The organism is Pseudoxanthomonas mexicana (genome assembly GCF_001556105.1).
In the GTDB taxonomy this organism is placed as follows: Bacteria; Pseudomonadota; Gammaproteobacteria; order Xanthomonadales; family Xanthomonadaceae; genus Pseudoxanthomonas_A; species Pseudoxanthomonas_A mexicana_A.
Window position 1 is genome coordinate 1 of record NZ_LSIF01000079.1, and the last position, 22,312, is coordinate 22,312.

General features: G+C 67.9%; 27 protein-coding genes, 1 other RNA gene and 1 pseudogene. 12 read left to right on the forward strand and 17 right to left on the reverse strand.

The window, feature by feature from the left end:
* Positions 1-90 precede the first annotated feature (90 nt).
* Together AX730_RS19415 and AX730_RS13805 are read right to left on the reverse strand one after the other, a co-directional pair.
* Positions 91-426, reverse strand: a complete 336-nt coding sequence (locus AX730_RS19415) for an OmpA family protein (protein ID WP_232310267.1) — start codon at positions 424-426, stop codon at positions 91-93.
* Between the two features lie 60 nt (positions 427-486).
* A pseudogene (locus AX730_RS13805) lies at positions 487-2,514 on the reverse strand (sodium-translocating pyrophosphatase); the annotation flags it as partial.
* A gap of 260 nt (positions 2,515-2,774) precedes the next feature.
* Between AX730_RS13805 and AX730_RS13810 the strand changes: the two are divergent.
* Positions 2,775-3,296, forward strand: a complete 522-nt coding sequence (locus AX730_RS13810; RefSeq protein ID WP_062357471.1) for a hypothetical protein — start codon at positions 2,775-2,777, stop codon at positions 3,294-3,296.
* Here the strand turns inward: AX730_RS13810 and AX730_RS13815 are convergent.
* The 3 genes from AX730_RS13815 to AX730_RS13825 form a co-directional block, all read right to left on the reverse strand.
* Entirely contained in the window at positions 3,293-3,661 is a 369-nt protein-coding gene (locus AX730_RS13815; protein ID WP_062357472.1) for a nuclear transport factor 2 family protein, read from the reverse strand. The two genes, AX730_RS13810 and AX730_RS13815, sit on opposite strands and share 4 nt — an antisense overlap.
* A gap of 38 nt (positions 3,662-3,699) precedes the next feature.
* Positions 3,700-3,834, reverse strand: coding sequence for a hypothetical protein (locus tag AX730_RS19500; protein ID WP_269747001.1), 135 nt, complete (start codon positions 3,832-3,834; stop codon positions 3,700-3,702).
* 111 nt (positions 3,835-3,945) lie between these two features.
* Positions 3,946-5,202 (reverse strand): 6-phosphofructokinase, encoded by a 1,257-nt coding sequence (locus AX730_RS13825; protein ID WP_062357475.1) that lies wholly within the window; start codon positions 5,200-5,202, stop codon positions 3,946-3,948.
* A 121-nt stretch (positions 5,203-5,323) separates the two neighbouring features.
* Between AX730_RS13825 and AX730_RS13830 the strand changes: the two genes are divergently transcribed.
* The 3 genes from AX730_RS13830 to AX730_RS13840 all read left to right on the forward strand — a co-directional run bounded on the left by AX730_RS13830 (position 5,324) and on the right by AX730_RS13840 (position 8,011).
* Positions 5,324-5,902: an adenylate kinase gene (locus AX730_RS13830; protein WP_062357477.1), complete on the forward strand. Its 579-nt coding sequence runs from the start codon at positions 5,324-5,326 to the stop codon at positions 5,900-5,902.
* 164 nt (positions 5,903-6,066) lie between these two features.
* Positions 6,067-7,425 carry a UDP-N-acetylmuramate:L-alanyl-gamma-D-glutamyl-meso-diaminopimelate ligase gene (mpl, locus tag AX730_RS13835; RefSeq protein ID WP_269747002.1) on the forward strand — a complete coding sequence of 453 codons (1,359 nt, stop codon included), beginning with the start codon at positions 6,067-6,069 and terminating at the stop codon, positions 7,423-7,425.
* A gap of 10 nt (positions 7,426-7,435) precedes the next feature.
* A complete protein-coding gene (locus tag AX730_RS13840; RefSeq protein ID WP_062357478.1) occupies positions 7,436-8,011 on the forward strand; it encodes an LON peptidase substrate-binding domain-containing protein in 576 nt (191 codons plus the stop codon).
* A 9-nt stretch (positions 8,012-8,020) separates the two neighbouring features.
* Here AX730_RS13840 and AX730_RS13845 read toward each other — a convergent pair whose 3' ends face one another.
* The gene (locus tag AX730_RS13845; protein WP_062357480.1) at positions 8,021-10,027 is read right to left on the reverse strand and encodes a bifunctional DedA family/phosphatase PAP2 family protein; all 2,007 of its coding nucleotides are present in this window, start codon (positions 10,025-10,027) and stop codon (positions 8,021-8,023) included.
* A 128-nt stretch (positions 10,028-10,155) separates the two neighbouring features.
* Here AX730_RS13845 and AX730_RS13850 point away from each other — a divergent pair, with 128 nt between their 5' ends.
* The 6 genes from AX730_RS13850 (at position 10,156) to AX730_RS13875 (ending at position 14,374) form a co-directional block, all read left to right on the forward strand.
* Positions 10,156-10,752: a protein kinase family protein gene (locus AX730_RS13850; protein ID WP_232310268.1), complete on the forward strand. Its 597-nt coding sequence runs from the start codon at positions 10,156-10,158 to the stop codon at positions 10,750-10,752.
* A 40-nt stretch (positions 10,753-10,792) separates the two neighbouring features.
* The gene (locus AX730_RS13855; protein ID WP_062357482.1) at positions 10,793-11,614 is read left to right on the forward strand and encodes an SDR family oxidoreductase; all 822 of its coding nucleotides are present in this window, start codon (positions 10,793-10,795) and stop codon (positions 11,612-11,614) included.
* A complete protein-coding gene (locus AX730_RS13860) occupies positions 11,611-12,081 on the forward strand; it encodes an HIT family protein (protein ID WP_062357483.1) in 471 nt (156 codons plus the stop codon). Before AX730_RS13855 ends, AX730_RS13860 begins: the two co-directional genes overlap by 4 nt.
* Positions 12,078-12,515, forward strand: coding sequence for a VOC family protein (locus tag AX730_RS13865; RefSeq protein ID WP_062357485.1), 438 nt, complete (start codon positions 12,078-12,080; stop codon positions 12,513-12,515). Before AX730_RS13860 ends, AX730_RS13865 begins: the two co-directional genes overlap by 4 nt.
* Positions 12,516-12,541: 26 nt before the next feature.
* Positions 12,542-13,072 (forward strand): cysteine hydrolase family protein, encoded by a 531-nt coding sequence (locus tag AX730_RS13870; protein ID WP_062357487.1) that lies wholly within the window; start codon positions 12,542-12,544, stop codon positions 13,070-13,072.
* Between the two features lie 78 nt (positions 13,073-13,150).
* Entirely contained in the window at positions 13,151-14,374 is a 1,224-nt protein-coding gene (locus tag AX730_RS13875) for an acetylornithine transaminase (RefSeq protein ID WP_062357488.1), read from the forward strand.
* Positions 14,375-14,699: 325 nt separating this feature from the next.
* Here the strand turns inward: AX730_RS13875 and AX730_RS13880 are convergent, their stop codons facing one another.
* From AX730_RS13880 to thiE, 3 genes are all read right to left on the reverse strand, one after another.
* Positions 14,700-15,329 (reverse strand): HAD-IA family hydrolase, encoded by a 630-nt coding sequence (locus tag AX730_RS13880; protein ID WP_062357490.1) that lies wholly within the window; start codon positions 15,327-15,329, stop codon positions 14,700-14,702.
* A complete protein-coding gene (gene hemL, locus AX730_RS13885; RefSeq protein WP_062357491.1) occupies positions 15,326-16,618 on the reverse strand; it encodes a glutamate-1-semialdehyde 2,1-aminomutase in 1,293 nt (430 codons plus the stop codon). The genes AX730_RS13880 and hemL overlap by 4 nt, the downstream gene beginning before the upstream one ends.
* 103 nt (positions 16,619-16,721) lie before the next feature.
* Positions 16,722-17,360 carry a thiamine phosphate synthase gene (gene thiE, locus AX730_RS13890; RefSeq protein ID WP_062357493.1) on the reverse strand — a complete coding sequence of 213 codons (639 nt, stop codon included), beginning with the start codon at positions 17,358-17,360 and terminating at the stop codon, positions 16,722-16,724.
* Between the two features lie 35 nt (positions 17,361-17,395).
* Between thiE and AX730_RS13895 the strand changes: the two genes are divergently transcribed.
* The gene (locus AX730_RS13895) at positions 17,396-17,617 is read left to right on the forward strand and encodes a rubredoxin (protein WP_083537922.1); all 222 of its coding nucleotides are present in this window, start codon (positions 17,396-17,398) and stop codon (positions 17,615-17,617) included.
* Between the two features lie 84 nt (positions 17,618-17,701).
* On the opposite strand, the gene AX730_RS13900 is transcribed toward AX730_RS13895, so the two are convergent.
* From AX730_RS13900 to AX730_RS13910, 4 genes are all read right to left on the reverse strand, one after another.
* On the reverse strand, positions 17,702-18,550 hold the full coding sequence (locus AX730_RS13900; protein WP_062357496.1) for a SirB1 family protein: 849 nt from the start codon (positions 18,548-18,550) through the stop codon (positions 17,702-17,704).
* A 38-nt stretch (positions 18,551-18,588) separates the two neighbouring features.
* The gene (locus AX730_RS13905; RefSeq protein WP_062357498.1) at positions 18,589-19,035 is read right to left on the reverse strand and encodes a DUF192 domain-containing protein; all 447 of its coding nucleotides are present in this window, start codon (positions 19,033-19,035) and stop codon (positions 18,589-18,591) included.
* Between the two features lie 60 nt (positions 19,036-19,095).
* Positions 19,096-19,233 (reverse strand): hypothetical protein, encoded by a 138-nt coding sequence (locus AX730_RS18940; protein WP_157074259.1) that lies wholly within the window; start codon positions 19,231-19,233, stop codon positions 19,096-19,098.
* Positions 19,234-19,320: 87 nt separating this feature from the next.
* A complete protein-coding gene (locus AX730_RS13910; RefSeq protein WP_157074260.1) occupies positions 19,321-19,530 on the reverse strand; it encodes a hypothetical protein in 210 nt (69 codons plus the stop codon).
* 148 nt (positions 19,531-19,678) lie between these two features.
* On the opposite strand from AX730_RS13910, the gene AX730_RS13915 reads away from it, so the two are divergent.
* Positions 19,679-20,068, forward strand: a complete 390-nt coding sequence (locus tag AX730_RS13915; protein ID WP_062357501.1) for a transcriptional regulator — start codon at positions 19,679-19,681, stop codon at positions 20,066-20,068.
* A gap of 24 nt (positions 20,069-20,092) precedes the next feature.
* On the opposite strand, the gene rpiA is transcribed toward AX730_RS13915, so the two are convergent.
* The 4 genes from rpiA to ssrS form a co-directional block, all read right to left on the reverse strand.
* Positions 20,093-20,743 (reverse strand): ribose-5-phosphate isomerase RpiA, encoded by a 651-nt coding sequence (gene rpiA, locus AX730_RS13920; protein WP_062357503.1) that lies wholly within the window; start codon positions 20,741-20,743, stop codon positions 20,093-20,095.
* A gap of 36 nt (positions 20,744-20,779) precedes the next feature.
* Positions 20,780-21,247: an EVE domain-containing protein gene (locus AX730_RS13925; RefSeq protein WP_062357505.1), complete on the reverse strand. Its 468-nt coding sequence runs from the start codon at positions 21,245-21,247 to the stop codon at positions 20,780-20,782.
* A complete protein-coding gene (locus AX730_RS13930; protein ID WP_062357506.1) occupies positions 21,244-21,846 on the reverse strand; it encodes a 5-formyltetrahydrofolate cyclo-ligase in 603 nt (200 codons plus the stop codon). The genes AX730_RS13925 and AX730_RS13930 overlap by 4 nt, the downstream gene beginning before the upstream one ends.
* Before the next feature lie 205 nt (positions 21,847-22,051).
* Positions 22,052-22,237, reverse strand: a non-coding RNA gene (ssrS, locus tag AX730_RS13935) — 6S RNA.
* Between the last annotated feature and the right edge of the window lie 75 nt (positions 22,238-22,312).

Sequence of the window (22,312 nt, forward strand, 5' to 3'; positions counted from 1 at the left end):
GCCATGAAAAACCTCCGAAGGCTGGATGGGTGTCCAACTTCCGGGGGTCAGTTCAGATGGCCGCCCTTTTTCTACGTCATGCCGCTACGGCTATTCCACCAGCACGTCCACACGCCGCGCTTCGTCGGCATCGCCGCTGCCGGTGGTCTGCGCCGGTTTGTCCAGCGCGATGCGCTCGGCTGCGATGCCGTTCACCACCAGCCACTGCTGGATCGCCTCGGCACGCTGCTTCGCGAGGGCTTCGTTCGCCGCCGCATCACCGCTGGCATCGTGGAAGCCGGAGACGCGCACGCGCACGTCGGGATCGGCACTCAATGTGCCCAGCACGCCGGCCAGGCGCACGCTGGTATCCGAGGGCACCACCGCCGAACCACTGTCGAACAGGATGCGCGCGCTGCGCCCGTCCACCACTTCGCTGCCCGACATCGGTGCGCCGTGCGCAGCCACCTCCGACGACGTGGCGCTGCCCAGCCAGCCATTGACCGGCAGCACCGGCACCAGCAGCAGGGCGACGATGTTGATGATCTTGATCAGCGGGTTGATCGCCGGGCCGGCCGTGTCCTTGTAGGGATCGCCAACGGTGTCGCCGGTGACCGCGGCCTTGTGCGCTTCACTGCCCTTGCCGCCGTGGTGGCCGTCCTCGATGTACTTCTTGGCGTTGTCCCACGCACCGCCGCCGGTGGTCATCGAGATGGCGACGAACAAACCCGTCACGATGGTGCCGATCAGCAGGCCGCCCAGCGCCTGCGGGCCGAGCAGCAGGCCGACGATGATCGGGACGATCACCGGCAGCAGCGACGGCACGATCATTTCCTTGATCGCCGACTTGGTCAGCATGTCGACGGCCTTGCTGTAGTCCGGCTTGGCGGTGCCCGCCATGATCCCGGGGATCTCGCGGAACTGCCGGCGCACTTCTTCCACCACGCTGCCCGCGGCACGGCCGACGGCTTCCATCGCCATCGCGCCGAACAGGTACGGGATCAGGCCGCCGATCAGCAGGCCGACGATCACCAGGTGGTTCGACAGGTCGAAGGTGAACACCGTGCCCGGATGCGCGGTCTGCAGGTTGTGCGTGTAGTCGGCGAACAACACCAGCGCCGCCAGCGCAGCGGAACCGATCGCGTAGCCCTTGGTCACCGCCTTGGTGGTGTTGCCGACGGCGTCCAGCGGATCGGTGATGTTGCGGATCTCCGGCGGCAGTTCCGCCATCTCCGCGATGCCACCGGCGTTGTCGGTGATCGGGCCGTACGCGTCCAGCGCCACGATCATGCCCGCCATCGACAGCATCGCCGTCGCGGCGATGGCGATGCCGTACAGGCCGCCGAGTGCGTACGCACCGAGGATCGCGATGCACACCGCCACCACTGGCCACGCGGTCGAACGCATCGACACGCCGAGGCCGGCGATGATGTTGGTGCCGTGGCCGGTGGTCGATGCGGCCGCGACATGCTTGACCGGTGCGTACTGCGTGCCCGTGTAGTACTCGGTGATCCACACGATCACGCCGGTCAGCACCAGGCCGACCAGGGCGCAGAAGTACAGGTTCATCGCGCCGTACGACGAGTCGGCCATCAGCTGCGTGGTGATCGGATAGAACGCGATGGCGGCCAGCACGCCCGACACGATCACGCCCTTGTACAGCGCGCCCATGATCGAGCCGCCGGCCTTCACCTTGACGAACATCGCACCGATGATCGAGGCGATGATCGACACGCCGCCCAGCACCAGCGGATAGAGCACCGCATGCTCGCCCGCCTGCGCGATCATCAGGCTGCCGAGCAGCATGGTCGCGATGATGGTGACGGCATAGGTCTCGAACAGGTCGGCGGCCATGCCGGCGCAGTCGCCGACGTTGTCGCCCACGTTGTCGGCGATCACTGCTGGGTTGCGCGGGTCGTCTTCGGGAATGCCGGCTTCGACCTTGCCCACCAGGTCCGCGCCGACGTCGGCGCCCTTGGTGAAGATGCCGCCACCCAGACGCGCGAAGATCGAGATCAGCGAGGAGCCGAACGCCAGGCCGACCAGTGCATGCAGCGCTTCGGCCTGCGTGTAGCCCATGTGCAGGTGGAGCACCGCGTAGTAGCCGACCACGCCGAGCAAGCCGAGGCCCACGACCAGCATGCCGGTGATGGCGCCGCCCTTGAAGGCGACGTCCATCGCCGCGCTCATGCCCTTGCTGGCGGCTTCGGCGGTGCGCACGTTGGCACGGACCGAGACGTTCATGCCGATGTAGCCGGCGGCGCCGGACAGCACCGCGCCGATCAGGAAGCCGATGGCGCTGGGCCACGAAACGAAGAAGCCGATCAGCACGAGCAGCACGGCGCCGGCGATGCCGATGGTGGTGTACTGGCGGTTGAGGTAGGCGCTGGCGCCTTCCTGCACGGCCGCCGCGATTTCCTGCATGCGGGCGTTGCCCGCGGGTTGTTTCAGGATCCAGCGTGCAGCCACCACGCCGTAGATGATCGCCACGCCGGCGCAGATCAGCGCCAGCGTCAAACCGTGTTGTTCCAGCATGACCCCTCCCAAGGTTGATGGATGTCGTCCAGCAGAAAGCATGAACACGCAACCCAATCCCGGTGGAGCCTGTTGAACGATTGAGCGCACTCGACCGCTGCGATGGACTGCAGCACGAAACCCTTGTTCAGACATCCCTGGAGCTGGCCCGAGTATGACCGGATGCGTTGCGGGCCGCCAGCGGTGACGGGCTGGTTCAGGCATTCCGTGCCAGCCTTGCCGCCCTGCTCGTGTTTTCGTATCCGTTTCAAGGAGTTGCCATGCGTCAGACCGTCGCACTTCCGTTGCTTGTCGCGTGCCTGCTGGCGGCCTCGCCATCGCGCGCGGCCGATCCCGCGCCGGAGATCCAGCGCCCGGCGGGCGCGCCGCAGGCCGTCGGCACCGTGCACACGCTGCGGCAGATTCCCGAGGCCTGCGCGCGCCTGGAAGGCGCCTTCACTGGCGATGCCGCGCAGCCGTATCGCTACGCACCGGTGCGCACCAGTCCGCAGTGCCAGCCGCGTGCGCGCTTCGTCGACTTCGACAAGGCGAAGCCATCCATCGCCGCGGGCTGGAAGCTCAATGACGTGATCCGCGTGCCGAACGCGGCGTGCCCGTCGCAACAGGCCGTCGTGCGCGTCTGGCGCAAACCGGGTAGCGCCGCGCCGCCGCCCCTCGATGGCCAAGGCCAATCACGCATCTATCTTCAGGACGCGAAGCAGCAGGCGGGCGCGGCTGCGCAGGCACCGTCGTTGACGCTGTTCGCCGCGAAGCTCGAGGTGGAAGGCAAGGCTTGCCGTTAGGAAGCCGCAGGGGTGCCCTGGTGATACGACAACTGCCAGCCCCGTGCGGTCCGGCGCCAGACCGACACGCGCAGCGCGGCGTGGAAGGGCGTGCCATCGGGTGCGACTTCGTGCGAGCGGAAATGCAGCAAGGCGATATCCGACGCCAGCGGTTCGACGCGATGATCCCGCGCGATCACCGCCGGCAGGCGGTCGCGTGAGGCCAGGAAGTCGATGACGGTCTGTCGGTCGTAGCGCGCACCCGAACGGCCGACTTCATGGAAGTCGGGATGCAGCAGGCGCTCCAGCCGCTCACGCGTGCAGATCGCGCCCGGGTGGTGGAGTTCGGTTTCCAGCGCGGTGAGTTCGGCGAGCAGGCTGTCCATCGCGCAAGCCTATCCCGTGGTCGGCCCCGCCTGCAGGTTTAGGCGGCAGTGGCGGCCCTCGCCTCGACGGGCGCGTCCTTCTGCGCCAGGTACTGGCCAAAGCGATAGCCGGCACCCGCGACGGCAAGTCCGATGGCGACGGCGAACATGCCGATGAGAACCTTGCGGAACATGGGAACCTCGGATGGCGTGGCGTGCTTCCACGCTAGCATCGCCCTAGGCGCCGCGATGGTGTCTGAAGTCATCCTGCCGTTTGGATGGCGGGGCGCAGGGTCAACCCGCGATCAGCCTTCCCACTTCGGGAGCTTCTTCTTCACCGCCACGTTCTTCAGTGCGACGTACTTCGGCAGGCCATCGGTACCGTAGGGCGGATAGGCCTCGCCGCGGATCAGCGGCTGCAGGTAGGTGCGCGCCTTGTCGGTGATGCCGTAGCCGTCCTTGCGGATGAAGCTCGGCGGGAATTTCTTCTCGTGGTTGGCAACCTTCGACAGCGGCGCGGCCTCGATCTTCCAGCGGTACGGCGTGTCGGAGGTGCGCTTGATCACCGGCATCACCGCGTTCTGGCCCTTGAGTGCAAACTGCACCGCGGCCTTGCCGGCGGCCTGCGCCTGTTCCCAGTCGGTCTTCGAGGCGATGTGGCGAGCTGAGCGCTGCAGGTAGTCGGGCAGGGTCCAGTGCACTTTCAGCCCGAGCTGGTCTTTCACGCGACCGGCGAGATACGAGGCCACGCCGCCGAGTTGCGTGTGGCCGAACGAATCCTTGCCGCCGCCGGCATCGGCGACGAAACGGCCGTCGGCGTACTGGATGCCTTCGCTGGCCACCACCACGCACCAGCCCACGCGCTCCACCGTCTTCTTCACCTGGGCGAGGAAATCGGTTTCGTCGTACGGGCGCTCGGGGAACAGGATCAGGTGCGGCGCTTCGTCGCGCGTCTGTCCGGCCAGGCCGGCGGCGGCCGCCAGCCAGCCGGCATGCCGGCCCATGGCCTCGTAGACGAACACCTTGGTGGACGTCTCCGCCATCGCGGCCACGTCCAGCGCGGCCTCGCGCACGGAGACGGCCGTGTACTTGGCGGCAGAACCGAAGCCGGGGCAGGTGTCGGTGATGGCCAGGTCGTTGTCGACCGTCTTCGGCACGCCGATGCAGGTCAGCGGGTAGTCGAACGCCTGCGCCAGCTGCGACACCTTCCAGGCCGTGTCGGCCGAATCGTTGCCGCCGTTGTAGAGGAAGTAGCGCACGTCGTGCGCCTTCAGCACGGCCAGCAGGCGCTCGTACTTGGCGCCGTCGGCCTCCAGCGATTTCAGCTTGAAGCGGCAGCTGCCGAAGGCGCCCCCGGGTGTGTGCGCCAGGGCGCGGATGGCGGCGGCCGACTCCTTGCTGGTGTCGATCAGGTCCTCGCGCAGCGCGCCGAGGATGCCGTTGCGCGCCGCCAAGACCTTGATTTTCCGGGCACGCGCTTCGGTGATGACGGCCGACGCGGAGGCATTGATGACGGCGGTGACGCCGCCGGACTGCGCATAAAGTAGGGTGCCTGCGGCCATGTGGGGTTCGTTCCGGGGTGCGGGGATGCGGTAAGCTTCACACAGATGACGCGGTGCAGCGCGGCGCCTGGCGCCCGATGCAACTCACCGCCCGCAGAATTCCAGTTTCGGGAGTTACAGCATGCGATTGGTTCTACTGGGCCCACCCGGGTCGGGCAAGGGCACCCAGGCAGCGCGCCTGAAGGACTACCTGCAGGTACCGCACATCTCCACCGGCGACCTGCTGCGCGCGGAAGTCGCCGCCGGCAGTCCGCTCGGCCTGCAGGCGAAGGAAGTGATGGCGCGTGGCGAGCTGGTCAGCGACGACATCCTGCTCGGCATGCTGGAAGACCGCTTCTCCCGCGACGACACCAAGGCCGGCTTCATCCTCGACGGTTACCCGCGCAACCTGGTGCAGGCCGCCGCACTCGGCCAACTGCTGGCCAGGCTGGGGCAGAAGTTCGACTTCGCCGTGCAGCTGGACGTGGCGACCGAGCTGCTGGTCGAGCGCATCGCCGGCCGCGCCAAGGCCGAGGGCCGTGCTGACGACAATCCGGAATCGGTGCGCAAACGCCTGCAGATCTACACCGACCAGACCGCGCCGGTCATTGACTTCTATCGCCAGCAGGGCGAACTGACCGTCGTCGACGGCGTCGGTTCGCTGGACGAGGTGTTCACCCGCATCACCGAGGCGCTGGCGCCGGCGAAGGAAGTGGGCTGAATCCCGTTCCGCGCAGCACGTGAGTCCGGAAGCCCCGCCCGAGCGGGGCTTCTGCGTTTCAGGGGCGGGATGACGTTGATCGCCGGGCGGGATGCTACGGCTTGCCGTGTGCCTAAGCCGGCGTGCTCGGCTAAAGTTCGCGGACTCATTCGGGAAGAGCAGTCTTGAAGATCCATATCCTCGGCATCGCCGGGACGTTCATGGGCGGCGTCGCCGCCCTGGCCCGCGAACTTGGCCACACCGTCGAAGGCAGCGACCAGGCCATCTACCCGCCCATGTCGACCCAGCTGGAGACGCTCGGCATCGCGCTGGCGCAGGGTTACCAGCCGCAGAACATCGCGCCGGACTGCGACGAGATCGTCATCGGCAACGCATTGTCGCGCGGCAACCCCGCCGTGGAAGCGGTGCTCGACCAGGGCCGCCGCTACATCTCCGGTGCGCAGTGGCTGTCCGAACGCGTGCTTCCCGGCCGCGACACGCTGGCCGTCGCCGGCACGCATGGCAAGACCACCACGACCACCATCCTGACCTACCTGCTGGATGCGGCGGGCCGGTCGCCGGGTTTCCTGATCGGCGGCGTGGCCGAGGATTTCGGCGCGTCCGCGCGCATCGGCGGTGGACGCGAGTTCGTCGTCGAGGCGGACGAGTACGACACCGCGTTCTTCGACAAGCGCAGCAAGTTCGTCCACTACCGGCCGCTGGTCGCGATCCTCAACAACCTGGAATACGACCACGCCGACATCTTCCCGGACGTGGCCGCGATCCAGCGTCAGTTCCACCATCTGGTCCGTACCGTGCCGCGTCGCGGGCGCCTGATCGTCAACGGCGAGGATGCGCGCTTGGCCGAGGTGCTGGCGATGGGCTGCTGGACGCCGGTCGAACGCTTCGGCTTCGACGCGTCGCTGGAATGGAGTGCGCGCCTGATCCGCGACGACGGCAGTGCCTTCGCGGTGCGTCACCACGGCACCGAGATCGGTGAAGTGCACTGGCCGATGCTGGGCCGCCACAACGTACTGAACGGACTCGCCGCCTTGGCCGCCTGCAATGCGGTCGGCGTGGACGTCACCACGGTGCTGCCGGCCTTGGCGGCGTTCCGCAGCGTGAAGCGACGGCTGGAAGTGATCGGCCAGCACGACGGCATCACCGTCTACGACGACTTCGCCCATCACCCCACCGCCATCCACACCACGCTGGAAGGCCTGCGCGCCCGCGTCGGCGAGGCGCGCATCGTCGTGGCGATGGAGCCGCGCAGCAATTCGATGCGTTCCGGCGCGCATGCGGATGCGCTGGCGCCGTCGCTCGACATCGCCGATGGCGTGGTGTTCCTGCACCGTCCCGAACTGGCATGGGACGCGGGCAAGGTCGTGGCCGCGATCCGCGGTGATGCGCGTACCGTGCCCGATACCGACGCGCTGATCGCCGCGCTGAAGGCGCAGGCGCGCCCGGGCGACCACGTGGTGTTCATGTCCAACGGCGGCTTCGATGGCGCGCCGCGCCGCTTCCTGGCGGCCCTGCAGGGTTGAGCAGGCGGGCATGACGCACGAATTGCTGCCGTTGTTTCCGCTGGACAAGGTGCTGCTGCCCGGCGCCGCGATGGACCTGCGCATCTTCGAGCGGCGCTACCTCGATCTGGTGCGCGATTGCAGTCGTGCGGAGAGCGGCTTCGGTGTCTGCCTGATCCTGGACGGCAACGAAGCCGGCGCACCCGCCACGCCGGCGGCCTACGGCGTCGAAGCGAGGATCGAGAACTTCGACATGGGCGACGACGGCCTGCTGTCGTTGCGCGTGCGCGGCCACCGGCGCTTCCACGTGGTCCGCACCCGGGTGCGCGACAACGGGCTGGTCATGGCGGACGTGGAGTGGCGGTGTTCGGACGAGGACTTCGAGATCCTGCCCGAGCATGCGTTGCTCGGCACGCTGCTGCAGACCATGATGGAAAAAGTGGGCACCGACGTCAGCAAGCTGCCTGCACGGGTGTTCGAGCATGCGGGCTGGGTGGGATGGCGGTTGGCGCAGCTGCTGCCGATCACGCCGCAGCAGCGCGTGTCGCTGCTTCAGGAAGACGACGTCAACGCACGCCTGCAGCGCCTGCTGGAGTGGATCGACTGATCCCCGCACTCAGCGCGGCGCGTCGACCGCCTGCGTGCGCAAGCGGAGGACCGGCAAGCCGGAATCCGGGTGCGGTGCGATCGCGTGATCAAGCCCGGAGGTGGTCTTCGTCACGGCATCCAGCGCGGTGCGCGCCTCGCGCAGCGGGCGCCACATGCGGACCAGGTTGAACGCGCGCTGCTGCTGCAGCACCTGCGCGCTGCCGATCCACAACGGCACGTCGCCGGGCTGCAGCCGCGTATCGGCCGGCCACAGGCGCAGCACGTAGACCTCGCCCGGCTGGTCGCCCTTGCGCAGCATCAGCAGGCTTTCCGCGCGCGTGTCCAGTGTCGCCGGCAACACGGGCTGTTCGTCATCGGGCAGGTCGCTGTCCAGCAGGTTCAGGGTTTCTTCCCACCCTGCCTGCGGTTGTTCGCGCCAGCCGGCGGCCGACAGCGTCGCTTTCAGTGGCGCGAGCGGACCCGCGACCTGCACGTCCAGCGGCCAGCGCTGTTCGTCGTCGAATTCGTTGCGGCGCGCAGGCAGTGATTGCCACCCCTCGCTCCACCAGTCCTGCAAGGCGACGGTGCGTTCGATCACCGGTGCCTGGAACTGCGCCAGCATGCGCTCCACATTGCGCGGTGCATGCCATAGGCCGGCCAGCACGAAGCTGCCGTAGAACAGCCACGCGATCGGCTTGATCCAGAACGAGCGCACCATGCGGCGGCGGTACGCGATGCCCAGCACGAGCAGCCAGACCAGGCCGAACAACATGCCACCGATCACGTCGCTCAGCCAGTGCGCGCCCAGATAGATGCGTGCGAAGCCGATCAGCGCCACCACGATGCCCGAGACCAGATATGGCCAGACGCGCGTCCGGCCCGGCAGTTCGCGCGCGATCAGCACGGCGAAGAAGCCGAAGGTGATGGTCGACATCGTCACCGCGATGGACGGGAAGCCGAAACCGCTGCTGACGCTGGGCGGCTTGGGAATGTTGACCGAGGCACCGAGCCAGGCGGTAAGCGCGAGGCCGAAGGCCAACGCCGCCAGCCAATGCCCGGCCGCCATCCATCGCTTGCGCCAGCACAGGTACACCAGCACCAGCAGCGAGGCCGGCGCAAGCACCTGTTCGTCGCCGAGCGAAGCCAGCGCCGCGAGCGGATAGTCCGCCAGCGGATTGCGCAGCGCACGCATCAGTTCGTAGACCCACAGGTCGGCGGCCAGCGGTTCGCTGTGGCCAATGACGATGACCAGGAAGGCGAACCACACCCACACGATCGCCAGCAGCAGGATCGCGAGCAGCGCCAGCGGAACGGACTCGCGTCGCGCCGGGTCGAAGACCGCCGCCGTGTAGCGCCCCAGCACCGGGTGCGCGTGCGACCACGCCAGTGCACGAGCCAACAAGGCATCCGCATGCGCGGCGAACCAGCGGTAGGTGTACAGCACCAGCGCCCAGGCCAGCGCGATCACCAGCACCAGCAGCCCCAGCACCAGCGCCAGCCTGCCGGCCACGGCGGCGACCGCATCGTAGGCGTGTCCCAGCACCCAGCCGGGCAGCAGGAACGCGGCGGCCCACGCCACGCAGGCCGCGCTGCTGGCCACGACGTAGCGACGCAGCGGCATGCGCGAGATGCCCGCGACGGCTGGCACGAAGGGCCGGATGGGACCCACGAAGCGCGCGATGAAGATGCTCTTCCACGCATTGCGGCGGAACAGCAGTTCGCCGCGGTCCAGCAGTTGCGGGTACTTCCGGAATGGCCATACCGTACGCAGCTGCTGGCCCCAGCGGTGCCCGACCCAGTAACTGGTCGCGTCGCCGACCAGCGCGCCCAGCGTGGCGCAGACCACCGCGTACGGTCCGGAGATTTCGCCCAGTCCGATCAGCACGCCGACCGCGAACAGCAGCGGCAATGCCGGCACGATGGCCCCGAGGATGATCACCGCGTCGCAGAACGCGATGGCGAAGATCACCAGACCGGCCGCGACGGGATGCGCGCTGATCCAGGCCAGCAGGTTGTTGAACCAGGAAGAATCCATCGCCGGATTATAGGCGGCGCGAGATGACCGGTGCCTGCCGGACATGGCAGTAGAATGGCGCGGTGGACTTGCGCTCGCCCTCCGAAATCACCGCACTCAAGGCCGACAGCTTCGGCCGCATCTCGTTGATGCAAGGGCCGGAGGGGCCATTCGTGCGCCGCGACCTCGCGCACGTGCCGCTGTGGCTGCGGCTGCCCGCGTGGTGGCTGGCGCGTCGCGAAGCGCTGGCGCTGCGCCAGGTCGCCGGCATGGCGGACGTACCGCAACTGCTGGACTGGACCGGCCGCCGGCTGGACCGCAGCTACATGGAAGGCGCGGCGATGTACCAGCGTCCGCCGCGGGGCGATCTTGCGTACTTCCATGCCGCGCGTCGGTTGCTGCGACAGCTGCATCGCCGTGGCATCGCCCACAACGACCTCGCCAAGGAAGCCAATTGGCTGGTGTTGGCCGACGGCCGGCCGGCCATCATCGATTTCCAGCTCGCCACGCGCGGCGATCCGCGCTCGCGCTGGATGCGCCTGCTGGCGCGGCAGGACCTGCGCCACCTGCTCAAGCACAAGCGCATGTACTGCGCCGCCTCCATCACGCCCGTCGAGCGGCGCGTGCTGAAGCGGACCTCATGGCTGCGCGACCTGTGGTTCCGCACCGGCAAGCCGGTGTACCGCTTCGTCACCCGCCGCCTGCTGAAGTGGGAAGACAACGAAGGGCAGGGGCCGAAGCCATGAGCGCATCCCGATCCATCCCGCTCATTTTCCGGAGCACGCCATGACCTCGCTGGCCGGCAAGACCCTCTTCATCACCGGTGCCTCGCGCGGCATCGGCCTGGCCATCGCCCTGCGTGCGGCCCGTGACGGCGCCAACGTGGCGATCGCCGCCAAGTCGTCGGTACCGAATCCGAAACTGCCCGGCACCATCCACACCGCCGCGCAGGCCGTCAACGACGCCGGTGGCCGCGGGCTGGCGCTGAAGTGCGACATCCGCGACGAGGACGAGGTGAGGGCCGCGATGGCCGCGACCGCGGATGCGTTCGGGGGTATCGACATCCTGGTCAACAACGCCAGCGCCATCTGGCTGGCCGGTGTGCAGGAAACACCGATGAAGCGCTTCGACCTGATGCAGCAGGTCAATGCGCGCGGCAGTTTCCTGTGCGCCCAGGCTTGCCTGCCGTACCTGAAGCAGGCCGCGAACCCGCACATCCTGACGCTGGCGCCGCCGCCGTCGCTGGATCCAAAGTGGTGGGCGCCGCATACCGGCTACACGCTGGCGAAGATGGGCATGAGCTTAGTGACGCTGGGACTGGCGGGCGAACTCGGCCCGCAGGGCATTGCCGTCAATGCGCTGTGGCCGCGCACCATCGTCGCCACCGACGCGTTGAACATGATCCCCGGCGTCGAGATCCCGCGCTGCCGCACGCCGGAGATCGTCGCCGACGCCGCGCACGCGGTGCTGGTGCGTGACGCACGCGGCTTCCACGGCCACTTCCTGATCGACGAGGACGTGTTGCGCGAGGCGGGTGTCGCCGACTTCGCGCCGTATGCCGTGGACGCCTCGCAGGCGCTGCTGCCGGATCTCTTCCTCGAGCCATGAGCGACGGCTGTCCCTTCTGCGAGATTGTCCGAGGCCAGGCGCCCGCAAGCCGGGTCGCGGAAAGCGCCCACGTGGTCGCCTTCATGGACCTGCGCCAGGCGGTGCCGGGCCACGTACTGGTCGTACCGCGTGCGCATATCGAGACGATTTACGACCTGCCGCCCGATACCGCCGCGGAGATGATGCAACTGGCCGTGCGTATCGCGAGGGCGCTGCGTGCAGCGGATGATCCGCCCGGATTGAACCTCTGGCAGTCCAACGGCGACGCCGGTGGGCAAGAGGTACCGCACGTGCACCTGCATGTGCAACCGAGGCGACATGGTGACGGCCTGCTCGGCCTGTACCCGCACGGTCCGCCGGTGCCGTCGTCGCGCGATGCATTGGACGCGATGGCGGACAACGTGCGCCGCCAACTGGCCGCGTCATCGCCTGACGCCATTCCTTCCCCTACGACGAGCCTGTCATGAAATACCTGCACTCGATGATCCGCGTCCACGACCTGGACGCCACCGGCCGCTTCCTCACCGACGGCCTCGGCCTGGCCGAAACCCGCCGCATGGAAAGTCCGCAGGGCCGCTTCACGCTGGTGTACTACGGTGCGCCGGTCAATCCCGAGGCCGAGGTCGAACTGACGTACAACTGGCCGCCGGAAGATGGCTCGCCGGCCGAGGATTACGGCAGCGCGCGCAACTTCGGCCACCTCGCCTTCGAGGTCGACGACATCTACGCGCTGTGTTCGCACCTGCAGTCGCAGGGCATCACCATCAATCGACCGCCACGTGATGGACGCATGGCGTTCGTGCGCACGCCGGACCTGATCTCGATCGAACTGCTGCAGAAGGGCACCGCGTTGCCGCCGCAGGAACCTTGGCTTTCGATGCCGAATACGGGAAGCTGGTAAGGCACAAGAACGAAGGAGTCCGACAGATGAACCTCGCCCTGATCGTGATCGACGTGCAGCATGGGCTGTTCGAACCACCGCCGGCCGATGCCGACGCGGTGATCGCGCACATCAACGCCTTGTCGGCGAAGGCGCGCGAGGCCGGCATGCCGGTGGTGCTGGTGCAGCACGAACGTGCGGGCGACCTGGAGCCGCAATCGGCGGGCTGGGCACTGCACCCGGCGCTGCAGGTCGCCGAGGGCGATCACCGCATCCGCAAGACCACGCCGGATTCCTTCCTGCGGACCGGGCTGGACGAAGTGCTGTCGTTCTGCGGCGTGGAAGGCGTGGTGCTGTGCGGCTACGCCACCGAATTCTGCGTGGACACCACCACGCGCAGCGCCGCGGCGCACGGCTACCACGTGGTACTCGCCGCCGACGCGCACACCACGCACGACAAGGCGCATGCCGACGCGCGGCAGATCCGCACCCACCACAACGCCACCTTGCCGGCGATCCGCAGCTTCGGCGTCGGCATCCGCGCACTGCCGGCCGCCGAGATCGCGTTCACCGGCTGACGCATCGCCGCGCCGCCTGCTGGCACGGGCGGCGCGATCAGCGACAATGGCGGCCCTTCCCGTCGCCGAGCTGCCGCCATGAGCGCCACGACCACCGACCTGCTGGCCAACGGACAGCGCTATTACCTGCCCGTCTACCGTCCGCGCGACGTGGTGCTCGAACGCGGCCAGGGTGCGCGCGTCTGGGACAGCGAAGGCCGTGAATACCTGGACCTGTCCGCCGGCATCGCCGTCTGCGGACTGGGCCACAACGATCCTGACCTGGTCGCCGCACTGACCGAACAGGCGGGCAAGCTGTGGCACACCAGCAACGTGTTCTACAGCGAGCCGCCGCTGCGCCTGGCCGAGGAACTGGTGATCGCGTCTCGCTTCGCCGAGCGCGTGTTCCTGTGCAACTCCGGTGCGGAAGCCAACGAAGCCGCGATCAAGCTGGTGCGCAAGTGGGCCGCCTCGCAGGGTCGCGCGCCGGACCAGCGCGTCATCGTGACCTTCCGCGGCAGCTTCCATGGCCGCACGCTGGCGGCGGTCACCGCGACTGCGCAGCCGAAGTACCAGGAAGGCTACGAGCCGCTGCCGGCCGGCTTCCGCTACGTTGACTTCAACGACCTGACCCAGCTGGAGATCGCCATGTCCTGCGGCGACGTCGCCGCGGTGATGGTGGAGCCCGTACAGGGCGAGGGCGGCGTGATGCCGGCCGCCCCCGGGTTCCTGAGCGCCGTCCGCGCGCTGTGCGACCACCATGGTGCGCTGCTGGTGCTGGACGAGATCCAGGCCGGCATGGGCCGCACCGGCACGCTGTTCGCGCATTGGCAGGATGGTGCCGTGCCGGACATCGTGACGCTGGCGAAGGCGCTGGGCGGCGGCTTCCCGATCGGTGCGATGCTGGCCGGGCCGAAGGTGGCCGAGGTGATGCAGTTCGGCGCGCACGGCACCACGTTCGGCGGTAATCCGCTGGCGGCCGCTGTCGCCCGCGTGGCGCTGCGCAAGCTGGCCTCGTCGCAGATCGCCAACAACGTGGCGCGCCAGTCGGCGGCGCTGCGCAAGGGACTCGATGCGATCAACGCCGAACTCGGCGTGTTCGTGCAGGTGCGTGGCCGCGGACTGATGCTGGGTGCCGTGCTCAACCCGAAGTACGCCGGACGCGCCGGCGAGGTGCTGGATCTCGCGGCGGCGCAGGGCCTGTTGATGCTGCAGGCCGGCCCCGACGTGCTGCGTTTCGTGCCGCCGCTCAACATCACCGACGCGGAAATGGCCGAAGGCCTGAAGCGCCTGCACGCGGCGCTGCGCGTGTTTGCGCTCTGAGCCGCCTTCGGCCGTCGTTTACGACGGGCGTTGCGGAACCGGTGGCGCAGAGGCATGGCGACCAGGTCGGACCCGCCGTCATGCCGCGTGTCGATGCCATGCCGTTGCCGCACTCGGTCGGCGCAGGAGCCAGGGGCCCAGGCCGTAGCGGTCTGCGCGTGGGCATTGCCGGTGCGATGTCCAGAACCGCTGGCGATCATGTGGTGAAAACATCGGTGGCCAGATCGGCCCGTACCTGGACCGGTTTGCGCTCCAGCGACGGCCCGAGAGATGACGTGCTCCAGCATCGACAAGGCATGCGTGGAGGGATCGGGTTGGACGTGTCTTACCAGCCGCTCGGCGGCCCGAATGCATATCGCTTGAATGCCTTGCCGAGACTGCGCGCGTCGGTGACGGTCTCCGCATGCAGTCCCGCGTCGCGTGCACCCTGCACGTTGGTGAACAGGTCGTCGACGAACAGCGTGGTAGCCGGACTCCAGCCCAGCACGTCGAGCGCGTGCGCAAACGTGGACGGTGCCGGCTTCCGTCGCTGCAGGCCGCCACTGGTCAGCACCCGGCCTTCGAGCTTCGATGCCAGCGGCGCGACGATGCGCGGGATGGCCTGCGTCATCAACGCACCGTTGTTGGTCAGTACGCCCATCGCCACGTCGGCGTGCAGCGTGGCGATGCGCGCCAGCACGTCATCGATGGCGGTGCTGCCGGCCATCCGCGACGCAATCCACGCTTCTGCATCGATCATCGCACCCACGCCTTCGCCGAGCCGACGCAGGTAGGTGGCCGTGTCGATGGCGCCGGTGTCGTACTCGGTTTCCAGGCCGGAGACGAACAGGATCGTGCGCACGTGCTCATGCTCGCACCGTGCATGCGCCGCGAGGTGCGCGATACGCACCTCGTGCCGGTAATGCGCCAGGACGCCGTCGAAATCGAACAGCACCTGGTGGATCCGCGGCTTCATCCGGCCGCGACCGTCTTGAAGGCCTCGCGCGCAGCGGCCAGCGTCGCTTCGATCACATCCGGCGTATGCGCGCTGGACATGAAGCCGGCTTCGAACGCCGACGGTGCGAGATATACGCCGCGCTCCAGCATGGCGTGGAAGAAGCGGTTGAACGCCGCCGTATCGCAGGCGATCGCCTGTGCGTAGGTGTCGACCTGCTGGTCGGTGAAGAACAGGCCGAACATCGCGCCGACGCGGGTGGTGGTCAGCGGCACACCGGCCTCGCGCGCGGCCGCTTCCATGCCCTCGCACAGCGTGGCCGTGGCGGACGCGAGGCCGTCGTGAAAGCCGGGCGCCTGGACCAGCTCCAGCATCGCCAGGCCCGCCGCCATCGCCACCGGATTGCCGCTCAGCGTACCCGCCTGGTAGATCGGGCCGGCCGGCGCGATCTGCTGCATCAGGTCGCGACGACCGCCATACGCGCCCACCGGCATGCCACCGCCGATGATCTTGCCGAACGTGGTGAGGTCCGGCGTGATGCCGTAGTGCGCCTGCGCGCCACCGAGTGCGACGCGGAAGCCGGTCATCACCTCGTCGAAGATCAGCAGCGCGCCATGCTGCGTGCACAGGTCGCGCAGGTGCTGCAGGTAGCCTGCGCGCGGCGGCAGGCAGTTGGCGTTGCCGACGACGGGTTCGATGATCAGGCAGGCGATCTCGCCGCCGTACTGCTCGAACAGTCGTGTGGCGCCCTCGACATCGTTGTAGCTCAGCGTCAGCGTCAGTTCGCTGAGACCAGCCGGGACGCCGGGCGAGGTCGGCACGCCCAGCGTCAGCATGCCGCTGCCGGCCTTCACCAGGAACGAATCGCCGTGGCCGTGGTAGCAGCCTTCGAACTTGACGATGCGGTTGCGGCCGGTGGCGCCGCGCGCCAGGCGGATCGCCGACAGCGTGGCCTCGGTGCCCGAGTTGACCATGCGCACCATCTCGCACGACGGGACGAGGCGCGTGATGGTCTCCGCCATGGTCACTTCGGCGGGGCAGGGCGCACCGTACGACAGGCCGTTCTGGATGGCGGCCTGCACGGCGTCGCGCACCGCCGGATGGTTGTGGCCGACGATCATCGGGCCCCACGAGCCCACGTAGTCGATGTAGCGGTTGCCATCCACGTCATGCAGGTAGGCGCCATCGGCGCGCTGCACGAAGAACGGTTCGCCGCCCACCGACTTGAACGCACGTACCGGCGAATTGACGCCACCGGGCAGCAAGGTCTGGGCGCGGGCGAAGAGGGCGTGGGACTGGTCGTGGTTCATGGAAGGGTCCAGAAGAAGTGAGGACGTCCTGTGGGAGCGAGGTCAGTCGCGATGCCGGGTCCATACCGCTTCATCGCGACTGACGTCGCTCCCACAATGGGGTTCAAGGGCGCTCGAAGCTGCGTCCATAGGCCAGCGCCGCCGCCACCGGATCGGGCGCGTCGAACACGCCGCCAATCACGGCGACCAGGTCGGCGCCGGCGGCCACCAGCGGGCCCATATTGTCCGGCGTTATCCCGCCTATCGCCACCCGCGGGACACCCAGCGCGGCAGCGGCGGTCAGCAAGGCGGGCGTGGCGCACCGCGTGGTGACCTTGCTGGTGGTGGGAAAGAAAGCGCCGAAGGCCACGTAGCTGGCGCCCGCCGCGACGGCGCGTTCCGCAAGCACGGATTCGTCGTAGCACGACGCACCGACAATGGCGTGTGGTCCCAGCAGGTCGCGTGTGGCGGCGATATCGCCGTCGTCTTCGCCCAGGTGGACGCCCGCCGCGCCCACGACGGCGGCGAGGGTCGCATCGTCGTTGATGATCAACGGCACGCCTGACTGTGCGCACAGCGCCTGCACGGCCGTGGCCTGCGCATGGCGAAGATCGGCGCTCGCGTCCTTCTGCCGGTACTGCAGCCACGTGGCGTACGGAAGCACGGCCGCTACGCGTGCCAACAGGCGAGCAGTGTCCGGTTCCTCCGGCGTGATCAGGTACAGCCCGCGGGCATGGCGGACGGACGGTGGCAGCGAGATCATCGGCGAACTTCCGGTGCGCGGGCGGCGATGGGACAATGGCCGCTCCTTCCAGCCGGCATTATCCGATGACCGACGCCACCGACACCATGTTCCGCACCTGGATGTGCGTGGTCTGCGGCTTCATCTACGACGAAGCCGACGGCCTGCCGGAAGAAGGTATCGCCCCCGGCACGCGCTGGGAGGACGTTCCGGACGACTGGACCTGCCCGGATTGCGGCGTGGGCAAGGACGATTTCGAGATGGTGGAGCTGGATTGAGCCGTGGTTGTGGGGGCGACGTAAGTCGCGATGACGCCTCGCTGGACGACCATCGCGGCTTACGTCGCTCCCACGTCAGCCACATCAATGCATCCGCGAGGTGCGTACCGCGTTGAGCTCCACCAGTTGCTCGCGCATCGCCGGCGCATCGTTGGCTTCCGGCGACAGGTGCAGGTAGCGCGCCAGGTCGCGTTGCGCGCCGGCCTTGTAGGCCATCTTCAGGTAGGCCAGGCCGCGATCACGCAGGGCATCGGGCTGGTCGGGCGTCAGCTTCAGTACGCGATCGGCGCTGCGCGCGGCGCGATCCCATTCCTCGCGCTCGGCGTAAAGACCGTGCAGGTTGCGCAGCGTGCGCACCAGGATCGCGCGGGGCGAGGCGGGATTGAGGATGTGCAGCAGCGCCGCATCGTCGGGCACGTCGCCGCCGAGGTGCGGCTTGGCGCGTTCGCGCAGCTCATCCACGCCCAGCGGGCGACCGCCATTGAATGGATCCATCACCAGCAGGCCGTCATCGACCGGCAGGCGTACCAGGAAGTGGCCGGGGAAGGACACGCCGTCCAGCGGCACGCCGAGGCGGCGCGCCACTTCGATCTGCACCATGGCCAGCGACACCGGGTTGCCGAGCCGGCGCTCGAACACCTGGTTGAGGTAGCTGTTGCGCGGGTCGTAGTACTCGTCGTGGTTGCCGGTATAGCCGAGTTCGTCGAACAGGTGGCGGTTGATCGCGGCCATCTTCAGCGGCCACGGGTCGATCGTGGCGATCTCGTGGCGCAGGTGCTCGGCGTGGCTCTGGACCAGCGTGTCGTACAGGTCGGCGTCCAGATCGGGATATTCATCGCGCGCGATCAGCAGCGCCGTCTCCAGCAGCGGCACGGTGTCGTCCGCCTGGCTGGCCAACGCATTCCATTCCGGCAATGTCAGTCGATCCCCCATGGCCACAGACTGCGGCCATTCGCCGGCACAATCAAGCCTCAGCGGACGGGCGGAATGCCCTTGCCGAGGTCCATTTCGTCGCCATCCTGCAGCTTCAGCCGCTCGGCTTCGCCGGCATTGAGCTCCAGCACGTAGCGGGCCGGCTTGTCGCTCGGATAGGACGGGCACCTGTTGCCGCCGGAGCAGGGCGGCACGTTGCGCTGCTGGCTTACCAGCTTGCGGGCGTTGTCGAAGTAGAGGATGTCCAGCGGGATGCGGGTGTTCTTCATCCAGTACGCCTGCGGTTCCTCGGCATCGTGGATGAAGAGCATGCCGGTCCCGGTCGCCAGTTCGTCGCGGAACATCAGGCCGCGCGCTCGCTCGGTGTCATCGTCGGCGATCTCCACGGTGAAGCGCTCGCCGCCGACTTCGACCCAAGGACCACCGTTGGCGCAGGCGCTGAGGAACACGCCGAAGGCGAGCACGGACCACGATGGAAGGCGCATGTCAGGATCCGGCACGGGAGGAGGGTCTTAGTGTACCGCCGACGTGGCGCGCGACCGCGATCAGCGTGACGGAAGACGTGACGCGATCCGTTCCGCCACCTGGCGGTTGTCGCGGTAGTACGCCGCGTTGTCCGCCAGCGCCTGCCAGCGGTGCTGGTCTTCCATCTGGTGGCGCAACTGGCGGACGACACCGCGCATCAGGCGGCGCGGACCGGTGCCTTCCGCGCGCTGCGCGAGTTGCAGCAGATCGAGCAGCAGCAGGATGCCGTCGTGGTTGCGCTCGGCCTAGTGCCGGGCGGCGAGAAACAGGCGATCCAGGCCTGCAGGCGTCAACCGCGCGAGACCCGGGTCCGCGAGGCTGTGGCCTGGGTCGGCCTGCAGCAGATGCAGGGCGTCGTCGAGTGTCGACTGCGACATGCCGTCCCGCACGGACTGCACGTCGCGTATGTCGTTCGGCTGGCACTGGGCATGGGCATCACGATCCATCGATGTCATCGGAGTCTTCCTGTGTCCGTGGGTAGCGTCGCACGGCTGAGCGTCAGCTGGCCTGCGCGATGCCGAGCTACTCTATGAACTCAAAAAGTGCGAGTCAATTCACTTATATAGTGAATATGTGTGACTTCGCGCCGCTAACGTTGCCGGCATGGGCAACGAGCGCGAAAAATTCTCGCAACGGCTGGCGAATGCCATGCAGCAGGCGGGGTATGACGCGCGGCCGACGGTGTTGTTCCATTTGTTCAACACGCACTACCGTGGCCGCTCGGTCACGTTCCAGACGACGTCGCGCTGGTTGGCGGGCGGTGCGATCCCGGCACAGGACAAACTGCAGGTGATCGCGGACGTGCTCGGTGTGGAGCCGCACGCCCTGCGCTTCGGCACGTCGGCGCGCTCGCGGGTAGCCGAGCCCAAGCCCGTGTGGCCTTCCGGCGTCGGCAGTGGCGATCGTCAGGTGATCGACACTTACCTGCAGTTGCCGGCGAAGAAGCGCGAACTGGTCGGTCATCTGGTCAAGGCGCTGTCGGACGCCGGCTGAGGGCGGGCCGACAGCGGCCCGGGTTCAGCGCAGCACGATCGGCGGTTCGCCGCCCACGATCACGATGTCCGCCGCCCGGCGCGCGAACAGGCCCACGCTGACCACGCCGGGGATCTGGTTGATCTCGCGCTCCATCGCCACCGGGTCGGTGATCGACAGGTTGTGGATGTCCAGCACCACGTTGCCGTTGTCGGTGGTCACGCCATCGCGCCACACCGGCTGTCCGCCGGTCAGCGCCAGGATCTCGCGCGCGACCAGGCTGCGCGCCATCGGGATGACTTCCACCGGCAACGGGAACCGCCCGAGCACCGGCACCTGCTTGCTCGGATCGACGATGCAGACGAACTGCTTGCTCGCCTCGGCGATGATCTTCTCGCGCGTCAGCGCCGCGCCACCGCCCTTGATCAGGCGCTTGTGCGGATCGCACTCGTCGGCGCCGTCCACGTACAACGACAGCGTGCCGGTGTGGTTGAGGTCGAGCACCTCGATGCCGTGCTGCCTCAGCCGCGCCGTGCTCTGCTCGGAGCTGGACACCGCGCCCTTGATGCGGTCCTTGATGCCGCCCAGCGCATCGATGAAGTAGGCGACGGTGGAACCGGTGCCAACGCCGACGATCATGCCGTCCTCGACGAATTCGATGGCCTTTTCGCCGGCCAGGCGCTTTGCTTCGCTCATGGGGATCGCAGTATCAGGAAAGGAAAAGGGAGGGGGTCATTCCAGCGCCAGCAGGAACGTCCATTGCGCGGCGGTCACCGGCAGCACCGACAGGCGGGTGCCGCGCTGGATCAGCGCGAAGCCTTCGCCCAGGTCGTCGGCATGCTGCTTGATCTCGTCCAGCGTGATGGTGCGCTTGAGCTTGCGCTCGAACTTCACGTCCACCAGCGACCAGCGCGGTTCTTCGCGCGTACTCTTGGGGTCGTAGTAGTCGGACTTCGGATTGAACTGGGTATCGTCCGGATAGGCAGCACTCGCGACGGTGGCGGTACCGACGATGCCCGGTTCCTTGCAGTTGGAGTGGTAGAACAGCACGCCATCGCCCACCTGCATGGCGCGCATGAAGTTGCGCGCCTGGTAGTTGCGCACGCCGTTCCACGGCTCGGTGCCGACCTTCTTCAGGTTATCGATGGAAAAGGCGTCGGGCTCGGACTTCATCAGCCAGTAGTGCTTGCGGGCGGTCATCGCGGGGCGTCCGGCAGGGTGGAGGAGGGAAGCAGCGTGTCGCGCTCGGTGCAGACGGCGTCCAGCGGCACATCCCACGCCTGCGCGCCGATCGCGTCGACGCGCTGCGCCTCGAAGCCGACGCCCACCAGCCACGGCGGCGCGTGCCGCTGCAGGCGCGGCGCCAGCGTGCGGTCGTACCAGCCGCCGCCCATGCCCAGGCGGTGCCCGGCAGTGTCGAAGCCCACCAGCGGCACGACGATCAGGGCCAGATCGGTCGCCGACAGGCCGGAACTCGGCTCGATGTCCGGCTCCGGAATGCCATAACGGTTGGTCACCAGCGCATCGCCGGGCCGCCAGGGGGCGAAGCGCAGCGTGCTGTCGTCCGCCAGCACCGGCAGGCAGTACACCAGGCCGGCCGGGAGCCGCAGTTGCCAGCTGTGCAGGCCGATCTCGCCATCCATCGCCCAGTAGCCGGCGACGTAGCCGCTGGAGGGAAAGAACGGCAGCGCGAACAGGCGCGTGGCGAGCGCATCGGCGCCGGCAATACGCTCGGCAGCCGGCAGCGCGCGACGACGCGCACGCAGATCTCGCCGTAGCGCATCGCGCTCGGCGGTCATGGAAGCAAAGGGGAAGAGGCGGGCATGCGTGAATTTTACGGCATGCGTACCGGCGTTGCCGGTGGGACCGCGGGAGCGGCGTCAGTCACGGCCCAATGCGTCGGATCCCTCGTGCAGTCGGCTTCGTTTCGAAGTCATCCCGCTCAAGGGCGGGTGCAACAGGACCGGCCGGGTCGCGGCTGATGCCGCTGCCGCGGGAAAAAATACGTCCTCCGCCATGCACGATGTTCGCGAAACGACCTTGAACCCGGGGTTCAAGTGGGAAGGTTGGGGGACCATCGGGCTTTCCGCTGCGAGGCAGACCTGCACTCCCGGTACCGTCACCATCCCGTGGTCGTAATTAAGGGACAAGGCGAATGTTTGCGCTCACTGTCGAGTACAGCAGAGGACGCGAAGCCAGTATAGCGATTGAGGACTTTTTGCCTAGCCCGTTCGTCGGCGGATTCAGTGCGCAGTCGGCGACGTG

What these genes read in the sequence shown, in the direction of transcription:
- AX730_RS19415 (WP_232310267.1), bottom strand. Translation starts at nt 426, where the DNA reads ATGTCGGGCAGCGAAGTGGTGGACGGGCGCAGCGCGCGCATCCTGTTC.
- AX730_RS13810 (WP_062357471.1), top strand. Translation starts at nt 2,775, where the DNA reads ATGCGTCAGACCGTCGCACTTCCGTTGCTTGTCGCGTGCCTGCTGGCG.
- AX730_RS13815 (WP_062357472.1), bottom strand. Translation starts at nt 3,661, where the DNA reads ATGGACAGCCTGCTCGCCGAACTCACCGCGCTGGAAACCGAACTCCAC.
- AX730_RS19500 (WP_269747001.1), bottom strand. Translation starts at nt 3,834, where the DNA reads ATGTTCCGCAAGGTTCTCATCGGCATGTTCGCCGTCGCCATCGGACTT.
- AX730_RS13825 (WP_062357475.1), bottom strand. Translation starts at nt 5,202, where the DNA reads ATGGCCGCAGGCACCCTACTTTATGCGCAGTCCGGCGGCGTCACCGCC.
- AX730_RS13830 (WP_062357477.1), top strand. Translation starts at nt 5,324, where the DNA reads ATGCGATTGGTTCTACTGGGCCCACCCGGGTCGGGCAAGGGCACCCAG.
- AX730_RS13840 (WP_062357478.1), top strand. Translation starts at nt 7,436, where the DNA reads ATGACGCACGAATTGCTGCCGTTGTTTCCGCTGGACAAGGTGCTGCTG.
- AX730_RS13845 (WP_062357480.1), bottom strand. Translation starts at nt 10,027, where the DNA reads ATGGATTCTTCCTGGTTCAACAACCTGCTGGCCTGGATCAGCGCGCAT.
- AX730_RS13850 (WP_232310268.1), top strand. Translation starts at nt 10,156, where the DNA reads ATGCAAGGGCCGGAGGGGCCATTCGTGCGCCGCGACCTCGCGCACGTG.
- AX730_RS13855 (WP_062357482.1), top strand. Translation starts at nt 10,793, where the DNA reads ATGACCTCGCTGGCCGGCAAGACCCTCTTCATCACCGGTGCCTCGCGC.
- AX730_RS13860 (WP_062357483.1), top strand. Translation starts at nt 11,611, where the DNA reads ATGAGCGACGGCTGTCCCTTCTGCGAGATTGTCCGAGGCCAGGCGCCC.
- AX730_RS13865 (WP_062357485.1), top strand. Translation starts at nt 12,078, where the DNA reads ATGAAATACCTGCACTCGATGATCCGCGTCCACGACCTGGACGCCACC.
- AX730_RS13870 (WP_062357487.1), top strand. Translation starts at nt 12,542, where the DNA reads ATGAACCTCGCCCTGATCGTGATCGACGTGCAGCATGGGCTGTTCGAA.
- AX730_RS13875 (WP_062357488.1), top strand. Translation starts at nt 13,151, where the DNA reads ATGAGCGCCACGACCACCGACCTGCTGGCCAACGGACAGCGCTATTAC.
- AX730_RS13880 (WP_062357490.1), bottom strand. Translation starts at nt 15,329, where the DNA reads ATGAAGCCGCGGATCCACCAGGTGCTGTTCGATTTCGACGGCGTCCTG.
- hemL (WP_062357491.1), bottom strand. Translation starts at nt 16,618, where the DNA reads ATGAACCACGACCAGTCCCACGCCCTCTTCGCCCGCGCCCAGACCTTG.
- thiE (WP_062357493.1), bottom strand. Translation starts at nt 17,360, where the DNA reads ATGATCTCGCTGCCACCGTCCGTCCGCCATGCCCGCGGGCTGTACCTG.
- AX730_RS13895 (WP_083537922.1), top strand. Translation starts at nt 17,396, where the DNA reads ATGGCCGCTCCTTCCAGCCGGCATTATCCGATGACCGACGCCACCGAC.
- AX730_RS13900 (WP_062357496.1), bottom strand. Translation starts at nt 18,550, where the DNA reads ATGGGGGATCGACTGACATTGCCGGAATGGAATGCGTTGGCCAGCCAG.
- AX730_RS13905 (WP_062357498.1), bottom strand. Translation starts at nt 19,035, where the DNA reads ATGCGCCTTCCATCGTGGTCCGTGCTCGCCTTCGGCGTGTTCCTCAGC.
- AX730_RS18940 (WP_157074259.1), bottom strand. Translation starts at nt 19,233, where the DNA reads ATGCGCGGTGTCGTCCGCCAGTTGCGCCACCAGATGGAAGACCAGCAC.
- AX730_RS13910 (WP_157074260.1), bottom strand. Translation starts at nt 19,530, where the DNA reads ATGACATCGATGGATCGTGATGCCCATGCCCAGTGCCAGCCGAACGAC.
- AX730_RS13915 (WP_062357501.1), top strand. Translation starts at nt 19,679, where the DNA reads ATGGGCAACGAGCGCGAAAAATTCTCGCAACGGCTGGCGAATGCCATG.
- rpiA (WP_062357503.1), bottom strand. Translation starts at nt 20,743, where the DNA reads ATGAGCGAAGCAAAGCGCCTGGCCGGCGAAAAGGCCATCGAATTCGTC.
- AX730_RS13925 (WP_062357505.1), bottom strand. Translation starts at nt 21,247, where the DNA reads ATGACCGCCCGCAAGCACTACTGGCTGATGAAGTCCGAGCCCGACGCC.
- AX730_RS13930 (WP_062357506.1), bottom strand. Translation starts at nt 21,846, where the DNA reads ATGACCGCCGAGCGCGATGCGCTACGGCGAGATCTGCGTGCGCGTCGT.